The following is a 17,806-nucleotide window of genomic DNA, read 5'->3' as shown; positions in this document are numbered from 1 at the left end:
CCAGGAGACACCATGAACAAACTGATCAGCGCCGTATTCGCGGCGGGCGCCGTTGTGCTTGGGTCGCCGGCGGCCCATGCCGCCGGTTACCCCGAAAAGCCCGTCACCATGATCGTGCCCTTCGTGCCCGGCGGGTCCTCCGACATCACCGCGCGTTCGGTCACGCCGGCGCTGTCCAAGACCCTGGGACAGACCTTCGTCGTCGAGAACAAGCCCGGCGCGAACAGCGCCATCGGCGCCCAGGCGTTGGCCCGCTCCACGCCGGACGGCTACACCATGATGGTCGGCTCCATCGGCACCTTCGCCATCAACGAAGCCCTGTACAAGAACCTGTCGTACAACCCCAGCAAGGATTTCACCTACCTGACGCAGGCAGTGCGCAATCCCAACGTGCTGGTCGCGGCGCCTTCGTTCCCGGCCAGCACGGTCGCCGAGCTGGTCGACTACGCGAAGAAGAATCCGAATCGCGTGTCGTACGCCTCGTCGGGCACGGGCTCGTCGGATCACCTGTCGGCCGTGCTGTTCCGCCAGCGCACGCAAAGCACCGGTGTGGACGTGCCTTACAAGGGCGGCGGCGCGGCCATCGCGGACCTCATCGGCGGGCAGGTCAACGTGTCCTTCCAGAACCTGGGCGCGGTGCAGAACCACATCAAGGCCGGCAAGCTCAAGGCGCTGGCCATCACGGGCGACGCCCGCACGCCGGACCTGCCCGATGTGCCGACGTTGACGGAGGCCGGCATCAAGGACATGGTGGTGTATTCCTGGCAGGGCTTTGCCGTGCCCAAGGGCACGCCGCAGCCCGTCGTCGACAAGCTGGCCGAGGCGCTGCGCACCGCGCTGCGCGAGCCCCAGACCCAGAAAACGCTGCAAGGCATGGGCTTCGAAGTCGTCGCCAACACGCCGCAGCAGTTCGCCGATTTCCAGCAGGCTGAAGTCAAGCGCTGGAAGGACGTGATCCAGAAGGCCAACATCCAGCTGGAGTAACGCTTCGCGGGATGCCTGCGTGCAGGCGTCCCGCAGCGGGTGCGCAGCCGCCTTGGCTGCGCGCCCGGGCCCGCAAGGTCCCCGCTTGAATCAAGTAGCATGAAACCTTCGCCACCCAACCGTACGACAACATGACCACCAAGCAACGCATCATCCAGGTCGGCTCGCTGGCCGGCTCCCCTTCCGCCAACCAGCGCCTGGCCGATGGCTATGACGTCATCGAATTGTGGAAGTACCCGGACCGCAAGGCTGCGCTGGCCGAACACGGCAAGGGCGTCACCGCCGTCGTCACGTCCGCCAATTTCGGCGCCAACGCCGAGCTCATCGACGCGCTGCCGGACCTGAAGGCCATCTGCAGCTGGGGCGTGGGCTACGAGACGATCGACGTCGAGGCCGCGCGCAAGCGTGGCGTGCTGGTCAGCAATACGCCCGACGTGCTGACCGATTGCGTGGCGGACCTGGCCTGGGGCCTGCTCATCGCCGGCGCGCGCCGCATGGGTCAGGGCGAACGCTTCGTCCGGGCCGGCCAATGGGGCCAGGTGCATGGCAGCATCCCGCTGGGCCTGCGCGTCAGCGGCAAAAAACTGGGCATCGTCGGGCTGGGCCGCATCGGCGAAGCGATCGCCAAGCGCGGCACGGGCTTTGACATGGACGTGCGGTATCACAACCGCAGAAAGCGCGACGACGTGGCCTACGGCTACGAGGCGTCGCTGACGGACCTGGCCAAGTGGGCCGATTTCCTGATCGTGGCCACCGTGGGCGGTCCCAGCACGCGCCACCTTGTGAATCGCGACGTGCTGGAAGCCCTGGGCCCGAAGGGCATCATCGTCAACATCGCGCGCGGCCCGGTCATCGACGAAACCGCGCTGGTCGCGGCCCTGGAAGACGGCAAGCTGGGCTGCGCGGCGCTCGACGTCTTCGAGCACGAACCCAAGGTGCCCGAAGCGCTGATGAAGAGCGACAAGGCCGTGCTGCTGCCGCACATCGGCAGCGCCACCGAGGAAACGCGCCTGGCCATGGAAAACATGATGCTGGAAAACCTGCAGTCGTTCTTTGAGACCGGCCGCGTGATCACGCCGGTGGAATAACCGGCTTTGTTCGTCCGGGCCGCCTGCGCGGCGCCCGGCCGGGCATCAGACACAAAAAAGCCTCTCGGCGCCCATACCGAGAGGCTTTCGACTTTCCGGCCCCCGCGTGTCCGGTCAGTCTTTGTCGCGCAAAGGAACGTGGGCGTTGCCGCCCGGCGCGGTTACTTCGTCGGCGTCGTGGCGCCAGACTTGTGCGTGTTTGCTGCGCCTGCCGAATGCTTGGCGGACGACTTGTCAGCCTTGTGATGCTTGTGATGCGCCTGGGTCTTGGTGTCGCCGGTCTTGCTGGCGCCGGCCGCAAACGCCGACGGTGCGGCGGCGAGGCCCAGGCACAGGGCCGAGGTGGAAAGAAACGCAGCAATGCGGGAGTGAGTCGTCATTTGTGGTACTCCTGGTTGGTGAAGGCCAAAGGCCTTTTGCCGTTACGGGGCGGCACGATGCCGCAAGTCCCGTATGCGGTTTGAAGCCTGCCCCTTCAGAAGGTTCACTCCAGAACTACTATTTTTCCGTCACTCAAGAATTGTTGCTATCCCTCGAACGCCAGCAACGCCACGGTGGCGAACAGCATTAGTGCGAAGCAAGCTCTCAGCTTGCGTTCAGGAAGCCGGTAGGCGAGCCGCACGCCGATGGGCACGAAGATCAGGCTGCCGATGGCTAGCGGCGCGCCGACCATCCAGTTCGCCTGTCCCGCCCACGTATAGGTGATGAGTGCGATGGTGGAACCCGGGATCACCATGCTGAGCGCGAGCGCCTGTGCGGTGGTCTGCGGCAGGCGAAAGACCGTGGTGATGATGGGCACGGCCAGCACCGCGCCGCCGACGCCAAAGAATCCGCCCAGCGTTCCGCACAGGATGCCCAGGACGCTTGCGCGGCGCGGCGTGAAGACCGGCGCCGGGCGCTTGGGCGGTGGCGCGCGGCGCGCCGCCGGACGCGAGGCGCGCCAGGTCTGCCAGACGTAGAACAGCGCGATGAAGAACAGGAACACCGCGAAGCTCTGGCGTAGCAAAGTCGAGTCGATGCCCAGCGCCATCCGCGCGCCCACCCACGTGAACACCACGGCGCCCGCCGCGCCCGCTAGCGCGACGCGCTTGTCGATGCGGGTCTGCTGGTTGTACTTGCGCACCGCCATCATGATGGTCGGCAACACCATGATGAGCGCCGTGCCCTGCGCAAGCTGTTGGGACATTCCCATCAGGAGGACGAGGGCTGGAATGGCGATCAGTCCGCCCCCGATGCCCAGCACGCCGCCCATGAAACCGATCAGGCCGCCGGCTGCCAGGCAGGCGGCGATGACGAACAGACTCACTTGTTGCTCCAACAGACGTCGCGACGCATCAACGCAGCTTTTCCAGTGCCGCGTCCAGGCGATCGACCGCCCAGATCTCCAGGCCCTCGATGGGCTGGCGCGGCGCGTTGGCCTTGGGAATGAGCGCCACCGAGAAACCCAGTTTGGCGGCTTCGCGCAGACGTTCCTGGCCGCGCGGGGCGGGCCGGATCTCGCCGGCCAGGCCCACCTCGCCGAATGCGATCAACCCGCGCGGCAGCGGCCGGTCGCGCAGCGACGACATGATGGCCAGCAGCACCGGCAGGTCGGCCGCGGGTTCGGTGATTCGCACGCCGCCGACCGCATTGACGAAGACGTCCTGGTCGAAGGTCGACACGCCGGCATGCCGGTGCAGCACAGCCAGCAGCATGGCGAGACGGTTGCCTTCCAGGCCGACCGTCAGCCGGCGCGGATTGGGCGCATGGGAACTGTCGACCAGCGCCTGGATTTCAACGAGGAGCGGACGCGTGCCTTCCTGCGTGGCCATGACGCACGAACCGGCGACCTGCTGTTCGTGCTGCGACAGGAACAGCGCGGACGGATTGGCCACGCCGCGCAGGCCGCGGTCGGTCATGGCGAACACGCCAAGCTCGTTGACGGCGCCGAAGCGGTTCTTGAAGGCGCGCACCAGGCGGAACGACGAATGCGTGTCGCCCTCGAAATACAGCACGGTATCCACGATGTGCTCGAGCACGCGCGGTCCGGCCAGCGCGCCGTCCTTGGTGACGTGGCCGATCATGACGATGGCGATGCCGGTCTGCTTGGCCAGCCGCGTGAGCTGCGCCGCGCATTCACGCACCTGCGACACCGATCCCGGCGCCGCCGTGAGTTCGCCGCTGTAGAGCGTCTGGATGGAGTCGATGACGGCGACGGTGGGCTTTTGTTCCGACACCGCGGCCTGGATGGCTTCGAGGCGGATTTCGGCAAGCAGATTGACGTTGCCGGTTTGCAGGCCAAGCCGGCGCGCGCGCAACGCGACCTGTTCGGCGGACTCTTCGCCCGTCACGTACAGCACGTTGGTGGTTTCGGACAGCGAGGCCAGCGCCTGCAAGAGCAGCGTCGACTTGCCGATGCCGGGATCGCCGCCGATCAGCACCACGGCGCCGGCCACCAGGCCGCCGCCGAGCACGCGATCGAATTCGTCCAGGCCGGTGGGCTGGCGCGGCGTTTCGCGGGCCTCGATTTCGGACAGGCTGCGCACCGGGCTGGACGAGGCCAGCGGCGCATAGCGGTGCGCGGCGGCCGCGGGCGCGGACGACTCCACCGTTTCTTCAAGCGTGTTCCAGGCGTTGCAATGCGGGCATTTGCCCTGCCACTTCGGGGTGGTGCCGCCACAGTCGGCGCACACATAAACGGTACGGGTTTTTGCCATGCGCGAAAGTGTACCCGGCAACGCGCCCGCGCCGCGCGGGAACAATGACCGGAATGTCACGCCGCGAGACGTGGCCCGAAGGTCATTTCTTTCAGGCAGCTTTCACAAAAAGGGACACACAGCAGTTACATGATGCAAACACAAGAAATTTACTGCCCGATCCGTTTCAAATCGCGCATAATCGCCAAGTGCAGCGCATCTTGTCGAACCGTCCAGACCGGACGGCATCCGGCACGATGGACGTCCTCTGGACGCACTTCGTGGCCAATCGCGGCGCAATCACCCGCAGCCTCCCCCAGAGGCCGCTCAAACCGGAACACGACCCCAGCACGACTAGACGCCGGACCACCGGCGCGGCGCACGCAAAGGTCAAACGCGGATACGTCGTGCCACCCGGCGTATATGCGAGGAGTACGCGCATGAGCATTACCTATCGCCCCCCATTTGACGAAGACGATGAACGGGATCTGCGCGCCCTGTACCGCAAGCCGGGTCCCGGCGCCAATCCGGAACTGGATGCGGCGGTACGACGCAGATGGCACCCTGGCCATAGCTGGCACCCCGGCTGGGGCGCTGCCGCTTGCGCCGTGATGGTGGCGGGCCTGTTCGCCTGGACCGACATGCGCGAGGCCATCGACGACACCGAACCCCAGATGCAGCTGGTCGCCGTGCAGGCCAACGAGGCAACGCAAGAGGCCGCCTCGGCGTCGGCGGCGCCGGCCAGCGATGCGCCGCCCCTGCGCCGCGTCGTCGCCTTGCAGCAGGAACCGGCGGTTCCCGCCCAACCTGCCGCGGCGCAACCGGCCATGGCCGTGACTGCCGCGGCTCCCGCAGCGCCCGCCCCGGCAGCGGCTGAAACGGCGGCAGCCGAGACTGCGGCCCAGGAAGCGGCGCCGGCCGCTGCCCAGGAAGCCCCCGCGGAATCGCAACAGGTCGCCGCCTTCACCGAGCAGGACATCGAAGCCCGGGTGGCCCAGATTCGGGGCCTGATCGTGGACGACCGCGAAGAAGACGCCGTTCACGCATTGCGCGAGTTGCAGCGCGGCGCGCCGGATTTCGCGCTGCCGGACGACCTGCAGGAGCTGTCCCGCCAAAACCCGGCGTGATCCACCGGGCCGGCCCCTGCGCCGGCCCGCCCCCGCGCCGGCGCGGGCCACCCCCAGGCCCGAAGAATTGAGCAATTTTTGGGCGGCTTCTTGCTAACATAGCCGCCATGAGTCCGAGCTTCCACCACCGCAATCTTCCCCATTTGCTGCTCTATGCGCGCGAAACGCTGATGGCGCATTTCCGTCCCGTGCTGCACGCGGCGGGCGTCACCGAACAGCAATGGAGGGTATTGCGCACGCTGAGCGAGGTGGGCTCGCTGGAACCCAACCAGATCGCCCGCGCCTGTCAGATCCTGAGCCCCAGCCTGACGCGCATGCTGGCCGGCATGGAAGAGCAAGGACTCATCAAGCGCACGCGCTCCAGCGCCGACCAGCGCCGTCAGGAAATTTCCCTGACCGTCAAAAGCAACAAGCTCATCGACCGCATGCGTCCCATGGTTGACGCCAAGTACCAGGAAATCGAAGAAAGGATCGGCAAGGAATTGCTCGATCGCCTGTACCGCGACGTAGACGCCATGGTCGATCTCATCAAGCGCGACGGCCCCACGCGCGATGCCGGCACGCCCTGACGCCGTTCCCCCTTCCCTCTTAGGCAATTCAACGTCCATGGACCTTCTGACGAATTCGTTCAAGCAAGCCCTGCGCGACCGCAAACCTCAGATCGGCCTGTGGGCCGGCCTGGCCAGCGCGTACACCTCGGAAATTCTTGCGGGCGCCGGCTTCGACTGGCTGCTGATCGACGGCGAACACGCGCCCAACACGCTGGACTCCACCTTGGCCCAACTGCAATCCGTGGCGGCCTACCCGGTGGCGCCCGTGGTGCGCCCGGCCTGGAACGACCCGGTCCAGATCAAGCAGATCCTGGACACCGGCGCGCAGACGGTGCTGGTGCCCATGATCCAGTCCGCCGTGGAAGCCGCCGACGCGGTGGCCGCCGTGCGCTATCCGCCGCAAGGCATCCGCGGCGTGGGCAGCGCGCTGGCGCGCGCGTCGCGCTGGAACCGCATCCCGAACTACCTTGAACGCGCCAACGACGAAATGTGCGTGCTGGTGCAGATCGAGACGCCCGCCGGCATCGAGGCGCTGGACGCCATCCTTGCCGTGGACGGCGTGGATGGCGTCTTCATCGGACCGGCCGATCTGTCGGCCAGCATGGGATATCTGGGCCAGCCCGAGCACCCGGAAGTCGAAAAGACCATCGATGACGCGATCACGCGCATCGTGCGGTCCGGCAAGGCCGCGGGCATCCTGCACAGCGGCGTGACGCAGGCCAAGCATTATCTGTCCTTGGGCGCCACGTTCGTGGCAGTAGGCGTGGACGCGGTGCTGCTGGCACGCGCGGCTGAAGCGCTGGCGGGCGAGTTCAAGGAAGTGGCGGCAGTGGCCGCGGGCAACGGTCCGTACTGACGGGCGCGGCGGCGCGTCCACCACAACCAGACGCCGGTCAGGCTAAGCACCAGCGTGACGACGCCGACGAGCGCCACCGCCACCTGCAACGGCCAGCCCCATAGCGCCGCCATGTGCAGGCTGGTCAGCCAATGCTTGACCGTGTCGCCCGCCGCCCGGCCCGTCGGCAGATGGCTGCCCACCAGCTGTCCATTCACGGCATCGAACACCACCGACGTGGCCCCGCTTCGCGTGCGCAGATCGCGGCTGCTGCGCACACTGTAGCGGTACAGGTTGCGGCGCGCATCCAGCGCCAACCAGTGTTCGCCCAGCACCGCAAACCCCTCGCGGGCGGCCAGCTGCGCCATCAATTGCCGGCCCGCGTCGCGCGCGCGCTCGGGGGGCATCGGGTCGCCGGCCGTGGCGGTTGCGCCGCGCCGGGGATCGGGTTGATAACTCAAGCCAGCGCGCATCACCGGATCGTAGACCGCCGGCAGATTGAGCGCGACGCTGCTCCATGCCATCAGCGTCAAGGCCGCCCACAGCCACAGCCCACCGGCGCGGTGCAGATCGAAATTGCGTTTGTGGGGACCACCCTGCCAACGGATTCGCCAGGCGGGCGCCCAGCGCTGCCGCATGGATGAGGACGGGGCCTGCCTGCGCGAGCGGTTCCGCGGCGGCAGCGTGAGCCAGGCGCCGACAAAACCATCGAGCGTCCAGGCCAATGCGACGATGCCGAGCAACAGTTCGCCGATGCCCTCGAACAGCAGCGCCGTGTGGATGCGATGCAGAAACGGCATCAGGTTGCGCAGCCCTTCGCGCAGATCGCCCCAGCGGCGCTGGCCCAGAATGGCGCCATCGTACGGGTCGACAAATATCTCGTGCAGCACGGGTCCTGCGGCGCCGTCCTCGTGCAGCCACACCGGAAACGCCACGCTGCGTCCGGCCTGCCCGCCAAGCGGCGTGGCGGGCATTACTGCCGCCGGCACAAAGCGGGCCACGCGCTCGCGCAGCGCCAAGGCGTCAAGCCGCGCGGCGCCGTCCGATGGCGGCGGCACGCGGTGCAACGCGGGAGCTGCCGCGGCGTCCAGCGCGTCATACCACGCAAGCGGAATGCCAGTCAGCGCGACCAGGCAGAGAAAGCCGGCCAGCACCAGGCCGGTCCAGCGATGCAGGCTTAGCAGCGCCGCGCGCACGTTCACCAGCGGTAGCTCACCGTGCCGATGATGCGGCGCGGCTCGCCGTAGTTGCACGCGCCGTTGTAGCAAATGGACGGGATGTAGGTCTTGTCCGTCAGGTTGGTGACGTTGAGCGCATACAGCCACGGGCCGCTTTCATAACTGACCCGCGCATCGATCAAGGTGTAGCCCGCGCCCCCCAGCGAACCGCTGGACGGCCGGTCGGGACGCGCCGACACATAGCGCAGGCCGGCGCCCGCCTTCAGGCCCATCAACACCCATTCCGACAGGTTCACGTCGGTCCATATGGACGCGGCATGCAACGGCGTGTTGAAGCGCTCGCCCTCCTCGCCCGGCAGATTGCTCTGGACCACACGGGCGTCGGTGTAGGTGTAGGCGGCGATCACGTCGACCTGCGGCGTGACGCGCGCACGCGCCTCCAGTTCCAGGCCGCGCGAGCGCACCTTGCCGGTCTGCACCAGAAAGGTCGGATCGACCGGATCCGGCGTGAGCACGTTCTTGCGCTCCAGGTTGAAAAGCGCGGCGCTCAGCATTACGTCTTCGCCCGCGGGCTGGTATCGGATGCCGACTTCGTACTGCGTCCCGCGGCTGGGCTCGAAGCTGCCGTCGTTGCGATCGCGGCCGCTGGTGGGTTCGAACGACTGGCTGAAACTGGCATACGGCGCCAGGCCGTTGTCGGCCAGGTACACGACACCCGCGCGGCCCGTGAACGCCGAGTCCTTGTCGTTCGAATTGGTGGACGGCGCATGCAAGGCGCGATTCTCCGCGCGCACGTTGTCATGCCGCCCGCCCAGCAGCACCACGACCTTGTCCGCAATCTTGATCTGATCTTGCAGGTAGATGCCAAGGCGATGCTCGGTGTTGCGGCGCTGCTGCCAGGGCAAGGCCACGACGTCGCCGGGCAGGTACACCGGATCGAAGACATCGATGGGCGGCAGATTGCCGCGCAGGCGGTCGCTGTTATAGGTCGAGCGCGTGTAGTCGAAGCCCGCAAGAAACGTCTGCGTGACGGGGCCGGTCTCGAACCGCTTCTCGATGTTGGTGTCGATCGTCTGCACCGTGGTGCGGTCGTTAAAGCCGCGTGCGGAGCGGGTCACCCGGCGCTGCGTCGCCGCATCCACGTCGCCCTGCAACAGCACATAGCGCATGTTCAGGTCTGCGTCGTAATAGCGCATCGACTGGCGGAACTTCAGCGTGTCGTCGAACGCGTGCTCGATCAGCACGGCCAGCGAGGTCGATTCGATATCGAAGCGATTGTGGTTGGGCTCGCCCAGAAAGCGCGACCGCGGGATCTGGCCGTTCGGGTTGGTCCAGAGCGAGCCGGTGACCGGCACTTCCGGCGGATTGAACGTCTTGCTGCGCTGATAGTTGGCCAGCAGCGTGACCGAGGTGGCCGTCGTCGGACGCCACGTCAGGGCGGGCGCGAAGTAGGTGCGATCGTCGGAGCCGTAATCGACGAACTGCTTGCTTTCGCGGAACAGGCCGGTCAGACGATAGGACCACACGCCAGCCTCATCGATGGGGCCGCCGATGTCCGCGGAAATCTGCCGGCGGTCGAAACTGCCGCCGTCCACATTGATTTCGCCCATCGATTCGCCGGGCGGGCGCTTGGTCACGGTATTGACGATGCCGCCCGGCGCGGCGGCGCCGTACAGCACCGATGACGGCCCCCGCAGCACCTCCACGCGTTCCAGGCCGTACGGCTCCTGCTTGCCGTTGTACTGATTGATCATGTAGCGCATGCCGTCGCGGTAGTAGCTGCCGGTCTGCGGGTTGGCCTCGAAGCCGCGGATGAACATGGTGTCTTCGAAGACCGAGCTCTTGGCGACGAGGCCGGGCATGATGCCAGGGGTGTAGCCCAGCGCCTCTTGCAAGCTCTGCGCCTTTTGATCGCTGATCTGCGCCGCGCTCACCACGGAAATCGATTGCGGCGTTTCGATGATCGGCGTGTCGGTCTTGGTGGCTGTCGCGCTGCGCGTGGCCGCGATGCCCAGCACCGGGCCGTCCGGGCGTTCGATCTGGGCGGTGACCGCAATCGGTTCCAGCAAGGTCACGTCCTGGCGCCCCTGGCGCAGCACAAAACCGCCGTCGGGCAGGCGTTCGGCCACGAGGCCCGTGCCGGTCAGCAGCGCCGCCATGCCGGCCTCGGGCGAATAGCGGCCGCGCACGCCGGGGCTATGGCGGCCGGCGCTCAGGTCGCCGTGGCCGCTGACGAACAGACCGGCTTCGGCGGAGTACAGATTGAGCACCTGGCTCAATGGGCCGGGTGGAATGTCGAACTGGCGGACCTGGGTTTCGGCCGCCTGCGCGTGGACGGCGCTGACGGGCGCCGCGACGCCCAGCGCCACGCCGACCGCGAGCGCCAGCGGAAGGATGCGCGCACGGCGGATCGGACGGAGGGGAAAAACAATCAGGGGGTTGGTCATGCCACGAATCCGCGATATGGGTGTTGAATTGCCCATAGGCCGGATGAGCGCGGCAAAAGCGGCAAACTAATTTGTAACGGCGGGATCTCAGCGTGGCTGCAGGGTCGTCCACCACGGCATCGGCTGACTGATCCGCAGCGGCAAGGCCTCGCTCAGCAGGCGCAGCGCGCGATCGCTGTCATGCAGAGGGAACGTGCCCGTCACGCGCAGCGCGGCCACGTCGTCTGCGCAGCCCAGATGCCCGCGGCGGTATCGCGCCAGTTCCGCCACGACCTGCGCCAGCGGCGCCTCTTCGAATTGCACGATGCCGCGCGTCCAGTTGTGGTCGGCGGCTCGCAGCGCCGCGGGCGCCTCGATGCCTTGCGCGCCGCCGCGCATGCGCATGCCGGCGTCGACCCGATAGCCCGCCGGCGGCGCGCCCGTGAAATGCGCCTGCACCGCGCCCTCCAGCACCGCCAGCGTGGTTTCTCCATCATGGCTGCGCACGTTGAACCGCGTGCCAAGCGCCTGCATCCGGCCTTCGGGCGTGTCCACCACGAAGGTGCGCCCCGGGTCGGCTGCGGTGGCGATCATGACCTCGCCGCGCAGCAGCACCAGGCGGCGCTGGTCGCGGGTGTAGTCCACCTTCAAAGCGGTATCGGTATTGAGCCGGACCCGGGTGCCGTCGGCAAGCCGGGCCTCATGTGAGCCGCCCACCGGCGTGACCAGGTCAGCCTGCCAGGCCGCCCACGTGCGGCGCCCCACTGGCGACTGCGCGACGCCCAATCCCAACAATCCTGCTGCGCCGCCGATCAGCGCAACCGTCAACAACCTGCGGCGCTCACGCCGGCCCTGCGCCGCGGCGTTCAGGCTTGCCACGCTGGCTTCACGGCCCATCGGCTGCGCGATCAACGCATCGAAGTGCGCGCCAACGTCCTCGACGCGCTGCCAAGCCCGGCGATGCGCCGTATCGGCGTCCAGCCAAGCCTGCCAGCGCTCGCGTTCTTCTGCGCTGGAAGCGCCTGAGGTAAGCAGCGCATACCAATGGGCGGCCGCTTCCAGGATGCGTGAGTCGACGGCGGCGGCGCTCATCGGCTACTCGCCGTGCCGCGGCTCAAGCCGTCCGGCTGCAGATCGGTGTCGAGCAGAAAGCACAGCATGGCCTGTGCAATGTCGTTGCGGACGGTCCGTTCGGACACCCGCAATTGCGCCGCGATCGCCTCGTGCGTCATGCCGTGGATGCGATGCATCAGGAAGGCTGCGCGCGCGCGCACGCCCAGGCGATGAAGCTTGCGATCGATCTCGACCAGCGCCTGGAGCGCCTGGACCTGCACTTCGGGGGATGGGTGGGTGACTTCAGGACGCGCCGCCAGGGTCTCGGCCCATGCGTGCTCGATGTCGCGGCGACGCCAGAAATCGACCAGCAGGCCACGCGCGATGGTGGTCAGGAACGCGCGCGGCTCGCGCACGTCGGCCAGCGCATGACGTCGCACCAGCAAGGTCACGAAGGTGTCTTGCGTCAGGTCGGCGGCCTGATGATTGTCCTGAAGACGGCGATTCAGCCATTTCTGCAACCAGCCGCAATGCGCGGTGTACAGGGCAGAAAGCGATGCGGCAACTGCGTGCTCTCGGTCCGACACGGCGAGCATCCAAAATGGAAATGATAGTTATTATTATACAAACAACGGCTGGGCGGGTTGGCCGGGATCTCCCTTTGCGGCAGGCAAAAAAAACGCACCCGAAGGTGCGTGGGTTCATGCGGGTAGTGCCGGGTTCACGAACGGCCGGCCAGGCTGCCGCCGCCGTCCACGCCCAGCACCTGCCCGGTAATGAAGCCGGCGTCATCCGACAGCAGGAAGGCAATGGCAGCCGCCACTTCGGCGGGGGTGCCCAGCCGCTTCATGGGCACGGATGCCAGCGCCCGCTTTTCGTTGTCGCTGCCGGCGGGCCGGGTGGCGCGGAACATTTCGGTTTCGATGGGGCCCGGCGCAACGGCATTGGCGGTGATGCCGTATTCGGCCAGTTCCAGTGCCCAGGTGCGCGTGCAGCCCACCAGCGCGCTCTTGGCGGCCGAATAGGCGGTGCGGTCCAGTGCGCCGTGAATGGAACGGCTGACCACGTTGACGATGCGCCCGGCGCGGCGGGCCTTCATGGATTCGATGAACGCCTGCGTGACCTGCACCGCCACGCGCACGTTCAAGTCCAGCACGTTGTACAGCGTGGCCAGGTCGATTTCGCCCAGGGGCTGCGGCGACACGATGCCCACATTGTTGACGACGGCGTCGACCGGGAATTTTTCGCGGATTTCGCGCAGGACTTCTTCAGTACGGCCGGCGTCCGCCAGATCACAGGCGTACAGGTACCCCGGAAAATCGACGTCGGCCGTGTTGCGCGCGATGCCCACCACATGACAGCCCATGTCGGACAACCGCTGAGTAAGCGCCCAGCCTATGCCTTTGGTGGCGCCCGTGATGAGCACACATTTGTCCTTCATGGGATGAAACCTCGCAGTCTGTTTTCTTGGTCAAAAACGGGCGCCTGAGCGCCCGGTTTTCAAAGTAGACACCATCCGGCGTCGTGTGTCTTGTAATTTGCGTAGCAATTCTTGCCCACCGGACGCGTCAGGCATCCCGGGTGACGGGCACCCGCGGGGCCAGCGCGCAGAGCAATTCGTAGCCGATGGTGCCGGCCGCGCTGGCGACTTCATCCACGGAGGGGCCGTCTTCGCCCCAAAGGCAAACCGGCGAGCCGACGCCTGCGGACGGCACGGGCCCCAGATCCACGACCAGCATGTCCATCGACACCCGGCCCAGCAATTGGGTGCGGATGCCGGCGACCACGACCGGCGTGCCGGTGGAGGCGTGGCGGGGGTAGCCGTCGGCGTAGCCGCAGGCCACGATGCCGATGCGCATGGCGCGTTCCGCGCGGAACAAGGCGCCATAGCCCACCGAGTCCCCGGCCTTGATTTCCTGGACGGCGATGATTTCCGAATTGAGCGACATGGCGGGCTTGAGCCCGAACGACGCGGCTTCGGCGTCGGCAAAGGGCGACGCGCCGTAGAGGCAGATGCCCGGGCGCACCCAGTGCGACTGGCTCTCGGAGCCGACGGCGATGTCGGCAAAGCGCAAGGCGGCGGCCGAATTGCACACGCTGATCGCGCCCGGCAGCTTATGTGTCACCGAATTGAAGACGCTGAGTTGTTCGTTCACGCCCTGCGGACCGTCCGCGCAGGCGAAATGGGTCATCTTGCCGACCGAGCCCAGCGTGCCTTGCTGCTGAAGCAGCATGGCGCGCTCGAAGGCGGCGGGAAAGGCCGCCGGGGTGAAACCGAGGCGGTTCATGCCGCTGTTGAGCTTGAGCATGATGTCCACGCGGCGCGACAGGCGGGCCCGGGCCAGCATGTCGAGCTGATCGCGTTGATGGACGGTGGTGCTGAGGTGGTAGCGGTCGACGATGTCCAGGTCGGATGGGTTGAAGAACCCTTCGAGCAGCAGGATCGGCCCGCCCCAGCCGGCCTCGCGGCAGCGCACGGCCTCTTCGAGGTCCAGCATGGCCAGGCCCTGCGCCTTGGAAAAGCCGGCCACCGCCTGCTCGATGCCGTGTCCGTAGGCGTTGGCCTTGATGACGGCCCAGATCGAAGGCGGCACCCCGCCGGCAGCGGCGGCGGTCTGGTCCAGGTGGCGGCGCACGGCGTCAAGGTTGTGCGCAAGGGCAGAAACGGAAACGGTAGCGGAGATTGGGCGCGGCATGGTGTGAGATCCTGTGGCGTCCAAGTCTAACTGATCCGGCGCCCCCGACGGCAGGCGGTCAGATCAAGCGCGGGCGACTACTCTAAAATGAGACCGTTTTCCGCTTTGCGCCGTCTTTGCAGACCTGGTCTGTTCACAGGCTACTTTCCATGTCCATCGATCACTACGAGAATTTTCCCGTTGCCTCGCTGCTGCTGCCGCGCAGGCTGCGCGGCGCCGTGACCGATATCTACCGGTTCGCCCGCGCCGCGGACGACATTGCCGACGAAGGCAGCGCGACCGACGAGGAGCGCCTGGCCCAACTGGCCGCGTTCCGCACCGAGCTGCACCGCATCGGCGCCGAACCCGGCACGCCCCCGGCGCCCGGCCTGCCGCCCCTGTCCGACATCTTCGCGCCGCTGGCCCAGACGATCGCCCGGCACCAATTGCCGATCACGCCCTTCTACGACCTGCTGTCCGCCTTCGAGCAGGACCTGACCGTCAAGCGCTACGAAGACTACCCTGCCCTCATGGACTACTGCAGCCGCTCGGCCAATCCGGTCGGGCGCCTGATGCTGCACCTTTTTGAAGCCAGCACGCCGCAGAACATCACCGAGTCCGACGCCATCTGCACGGGCCTGCAGCAGGTGAACTTCTGGCAGGACGTGCGGGTGGACTGGCACAAGCACCGCGTCTATCTGCCGCAGGAAGACCTGCGCCGCCACGGCGTCTCGGACGAAGACCTGGCCGCCTGCCGCCTTACGCCCGCCTGGCGCGAGCTGATGGCCTTCCAGGTCGAACGCACGCGGGCGCTGCTACACTTCGGCGCTCCGCTGGCGCGCCGCCTGCCCGGCCGCATCGGTTTGGAGCTGCGCCTGGTGGTGCAAGGCGGGCTGCGCGTCCTGGAGCGGATCGAGGCGAGCGGCTACGATGTTTTCATGAATCGCCCCGAATTGGGCGCCAATGACTGGGCCATCATGTTGTGGCGCTCCATCAAGTAACAGGCCGTGCCTAATGACCCCTGACGAGTATTGCCAGGAAAAAGCCGCCAAAAGCGGTTCCAGCTTCTACTATTCCTTCCTGTTCCTGCCTCCCGAGCGCCGGCGCGCCATCACGGCCCTGTACGCGTACTGCCGCGAGGTGGACGACGTGGTCGACGAATGCACCGATCCGTCGCTGGCGCGCATTAAGCTCGCCTGGTGGCGCACGCAGGTCGACCAGATGTTCGACGGCAAGCCCGATCACCCCGTGACGCGCGCGCTGCAGCCGCATCTGGAGACCTGTTCGATCACCCGCGCCCGCCTGCTGGCCGTGATCGACGGCATGGAAATGGACCTGGACCAGACCCGCTACCTGGACTGGCCCGGCCTGCGCAAGTATTGCTGGCATGCCGCCGGCGTGGTGGGCGAGCTGTCCGCCGGCGTGTTCGGCTATTCCGACCCCAAGACGCTGGTGTACGCCGAAAAGCTGGGCCTGGCGTTCCAGATGACCAACATCATCCGCGACGTGGGCGACGACGCCCGCCGCGGCCGCATCTATATCCCGGTCAACGACATGCAGCAGTTCGAGGTCAAGGCCTCGGACATCCTGAATGGCGAGTACTCCGACCGCTTCAGCGCGCTGATGAAGTTCCAGGCCGACCGCGCCCGCGAGCTGTACCGCGAGGCGATGAGCAACCTGCCCGAGGCGGACCGCCGCGCGCAGCGGCCCGGACTCATGATGGCCGCCATCTACCACGCGCTGCTCGACGAGATCGAGCGCGACAACTGGCAGGTGCTGCACCAGCGCATTTCGCTCACGCCCCTGCGCAAACTCTGGCTTGCCTGGAAAACCTGGGTGGGCGGCGGACGCGGCCTGGTCCGCCGGTTGGCGCGGTGAAGGCGGCAGTCATTGGCGCAGGCTGGGCCGGGCTGGCGGCCAGCGTCGCCCTGCGTGAAGCCGGCGCGAAAGTCACGGTGTTCGAGGCCGGGCACACCCCGGGCGGACGCGCGCGGCGCGTCTTTCACGACGAATTCGATGCGCCGCTGGACAACGGCCAGCACCTCTTGTGCGGCGCCTACAAGGAAACCCTGGCGCTGATGCGCCGCGTGGGCCGCAACCCGGACGCCCTGCTGATGCGGCGCCCCTTGCGGCTTGCCAGCCTGGATGGGCGCTTTAACCTGTCCGCACCTCGCATTCCGGCGCCGCTGAACATGGCCCTGGCCGTGCTGCGTGCGCGCGGCCTTTCGTGGGGCGACCGGTTTGCGATGCTGCGCCTGATGCGCGGCTTGAAGACCATGTCCTGGACGCCGCCGCGCGACTGGACGGTGCTGCATCTCTTGCACTATCACGCGCAGTCCGACGTGCTGATCCGGCAGGTATGGGAACCGCTATGCCTGGCCGCGCTGAACACGCCGATCGCCACGGCGAGCGCCGTGCTGTTCGCCCGGGTGCTGCGCGACAGCCTGGCCGGCGCGCGCGAGGACAGCGATCTGCTTCTGCCCTGCACCGACCTGTCGGCGCTGTGGCCGGACGCTGCCGCCCGCCAGGTCACCATGCGATATGGCAGCACGGTGCGCCAGCTGCATCCGTCAGCCGATGGCATCGACATCAACCAGGAACGCTTTGACGCCGCCGTGCTGGCCGTGCCGCCCACCTTCGCCGCGCGGCTGCTGGACGGCCCGCTGCGCAAGGCCGGCGCCACCGGGCTGCTCGATGCGCTCAAGGCCTTCGATTACCTGCCCATCGCGACGCTGAACATCCGCCTGGCAAGCCCGTGGCGCTTGCCCGAGCCGATGATGATGCTGCGCGAGGACGCGGCCCGCGGTCATGCCGGCCAGTGGGTGTTCGACCGCGCCCAGCTTGCCGGCGACACCAAGGCCGGCGAACTGGCGCTCGTGGCCAGCGCCGCGGTCGGCTTGGGCGAACGCAACCGGCGGCAGGTGATCGAAGCCCTGATCGACCAGGTGGCCGAACAGGCCGCCGCACATCCGCTCAGGCTGCCGCCGATGCCGGACGTGTCGGCCGCCGAACTCTTCATTGAAAAGCGCGCGACGTTCGCCGCGGTGCCAGGACTTATCCGCCCGCTGAACTCCACGCCGTGGCCCACGCTGGCGCTGGCCGGCGACTGGACCGACACGGGCTACCCCGGGGTGCTGGAAGGCGCCGTGCGCAGCGGCTTGCTGGCTGCCCGCGTGCTCAACCCCCGCGCGGACTGAAAAGGCCGGGCGAATCG

Annotated in this window: 16 protein-coding genes and 1 pseudogene; 8 read left to right on the top strand and 9 right to left on the bottom strand. The window is 67.3% G+C overall.

Annotated features, from left to right (window positions below; genetic code table 11):
* Nucleotides 1-12: 12 nt before the first annotated feature.
* Entirely contained in the window at nucleotides 13-984 is a 972-nt protein-coding gene (locus ASD87_RS17555) for a tripartite tricarboxylate transporter substrate binding protein (RefSeq protein WP_056324225.1), read from the top strand.
* Between the two features lie 131 nt (nucleotides 985-1,115).
* On the top strand, nucleotides 1,116-2,072 hold the full coding sequence (locus ASD87_RS17550) for a 2-hydroxyacid dehydrogenase (RefSeq protein WP_056324223.1): 957 nt from the start codon (nucleotides 1,116-1,118) through the stop codon (nucleotides 2,070-2,072).
* Between the two features lie 161 nt (nucleotides 2,073-2,233).
* Here ASD87_RS17550 and ASD87_RS17545 read toward each other — a convergent pair whose 3' ends face one another.
* From ASD87_RS17545 to radA, 3 genes are all read right to left on the bottom strand, one after another.
* Nucleotides 2,234-2,452, bottom strand: coding sequence for a hypothetical protein (locus ASD87_RS17545; RefSeq protein WP_056324221.1), 219 nt, complete (start codon nucleotides 2,450-2,452; stop codon nucleotides 2,234-2,236).
* A 146-nt stretch (nucleotides 2,453-2,598) separates the two neighbouring features.
* Nucleotides 2,599-3,378, bottom strand: a complete 780-nt coding sequence (locus ASD87_RS17540) for a sulfite exporter TauE/SafE family protein (protein ID WP_056324218.1) — start codon at nucleotides 3,376-3,378, stop codon at nucleotides 2,599-2,601.
* Nucleotides 3,379-3,406: 28 nt separating this feature from the next.
* A complete protein-coding gene (radA, locus tag ASD87_RS17535) occupies nucleotides 3,407-4,768 on the bottom strand; it encodes a DNA repair protein RadA (protein WP_056324216.1) in 1,362 nt (453 codons plus the stop codon).
* 419 nt (nucleotides 4,769-5,187) lie between these two features.
* Between radA and ASD87_RS17530 the strand changes: the two genes are divergently transcribed.
* The 3 genes from ASD87_RS17530 to hpaI all read left to right on the top strand — a co-directional run bounded on the left by ASD87_RS17530 (nucleotide 5,188) and on the right by hpaI (nucleotide 7,281).
* Nucleotides 5,188-5,874 (top strand): hypothetical protein, encoded by a 687-nt coding sequence (locus ASD87_RS17530; protein WP_056324214.1) that lies wholly within the window; start codon nucleotides 5,188-5,190, stop codon nucleotides 5,872-5,874.
* A gap of 107 nt (nucleotides 5,875-5,981) precedes the next feature.
* On the top strand, nucleotides 5,982-6,443 hold the full coding sequence (gene hpaR, locus ASD87_RS17525) for a homoprotocatechuate degradation operon regulator HpaR (protein WP_056324211.1): 462 nt from the start codon (nucleotides 5,982-5,984) through the stop codon (nucleotides 6,441-6,443).
* Between the two features lie 37 nt (nucleotides 6,444-6,480).
* Nucleotides 6,481-7,281, top strand: a complete 801-nt coding sequence (hpaI, locus tag ASD87_RS17520; RefSeq protein ID WP_056324208.1) for a 4-hydroxy-2-oxoheptanedioate aldolase — start codon at nucleotides 6,481-6,483, stop codon at nucleotides 7,279-7,281.
* A gap of 23 nt (nucleotides 7,282-7,304) precedes the next feature.
* Here hpaI and ASD87_RS27360 read toward each other — a convergent pair.
* From ASD87_RS27360 to alr, 6 genes and pseudogenes are all read right to left on the bottom strand, one after another.
* Nucleotides 7,305-8,456: pseudogene (locus ASD87_RS27360) on the bottom strand (PepSY-associated TM helix domain-containing protein); the annotation flags it as partial.
* 2 nt (nucleotides 8,457-8,458) lie between these two features.
* Entirely contained in the window at nucleotides 8,459-10,885 is a 2,427-nt protein-coding gene (locus tag ASD87_RS17515) for a TonB-dependent siderophore receptor (protein WP_056324206.1), read from the bottom strand.
* An 87-nt stretch (nucleotides 10,886-10,972) separates the two neighbouring features.
* Entirely contained in the window at nucleotides 10,973-11,956 is a 984-nt protein-coding gene (locus ASD87_RS17510; RefSeq protein WP_056324203.1) for a FecR domain-containing protein, read from the bottom strand.
* A complete protein-coding gene (locus ASD87_RS17505) occupies nucleotides 11,953-12,504 on the bottom strand; it encodes a sigma-70 family RNA polymerase sigma factor (protein WP_235512732.1) in 552 nt (183 codons plus the stop codon). Before ASD87_RS17505 ends, ASD87_RS17510 begins: the two co-directional genes overlap by 4 nt.
* Before the next feature lie 134 nt (nucleotides 12,505-12,638).
* Nucleotides 12,639-13,358, bottom strand: a complete 720-nt coding sequence (locus tag ASD87_RS17500; protein WP_056324199.1) for an SDR family oxidoreductase — start codon at nucleotides 13,356-13,358, stop codon at nucleotides 12,639-12,641.
* 127 nt (nucleotides 13,359-13,485) lie between these two features.
* Nucleotides 13,486-14,613 carry an alanine racemase gene (gene alr / locus ASD87_RS17495; protein ID WP_056324196.1) on the bottom strand — a complete coding sequence of 376 codons (1,128 nt, stop codon included), beginning with the start codon at nucleotides 14,611-14,613 and terminating at the stop codon, nucleotides 13,486-13,488.
* Between the two features lie 149 nt (nucleotides 14,614-14,762).
* Here alr and hpnC point away from each other — a divergent pair, with 149 nt between their 5' ends.
* Genes hpnC through hpnE form a run of 3 tightly spaced genes read left to right on the top strand, consistent with a single transcriptional unit; the run spans nucleotide 14,763 to nucleotide 17,789 of the window.
* Nucleotides 14,763-15,593: a squalene synthase HpnC gene (gene hpnC / locus ASD87_RS17490; protein WP_056324193.1), complete on the top strand. Its 831-nt coding sequence runs from the start codon at nucleotides 14,763-14,765 to the stop codon at nucleotides 15,591-15,593.
* Nucleotides 15,594-15,606: 13 nt separating this feature from the next.
* Nucleotides 15,607-16,470, top strand: a complete 864-nt coding sequence (gene hpnD, locus ASD87_RS17485; protein ID WP_056324191.1) for a presqualene diphosphate synthase HpnD — start codon at nucleotides 15,607-15,609, stop codon at nucleotides 16,468-16,470.
* Nucleotides 16,467-17,789, top strand: a complete 1,323-nt coding sequence (gene hpnE / locus ASD87_RS17480) for a hydroxysqualene dehydroxylase HpnE (RefSeq protein WP_056324188.1) — start codon at nucleotides 16,467-16,469, stop codon at nucleotides 17,787-17,789. Before hpnD ends, hpnE begins: the two co-directional genes overlap by 4 nt.
* Nucleotides 17,790-17,806: the final 17 nt, after the last annotated feature.

This window comes from Achromobacter sp. Root170 (assembly GCF_001428165.1).
Classification (GTDB): Bacteria; Pseudomonadota; Gammaproteobacteria; order Burkholderiales; family Burkholderiaceae_B; genus Achromobacter; species Achromobacter mucicolens.
This window is presented reverse-complemented; position numbering and strand designations above follow the sequence as displayed.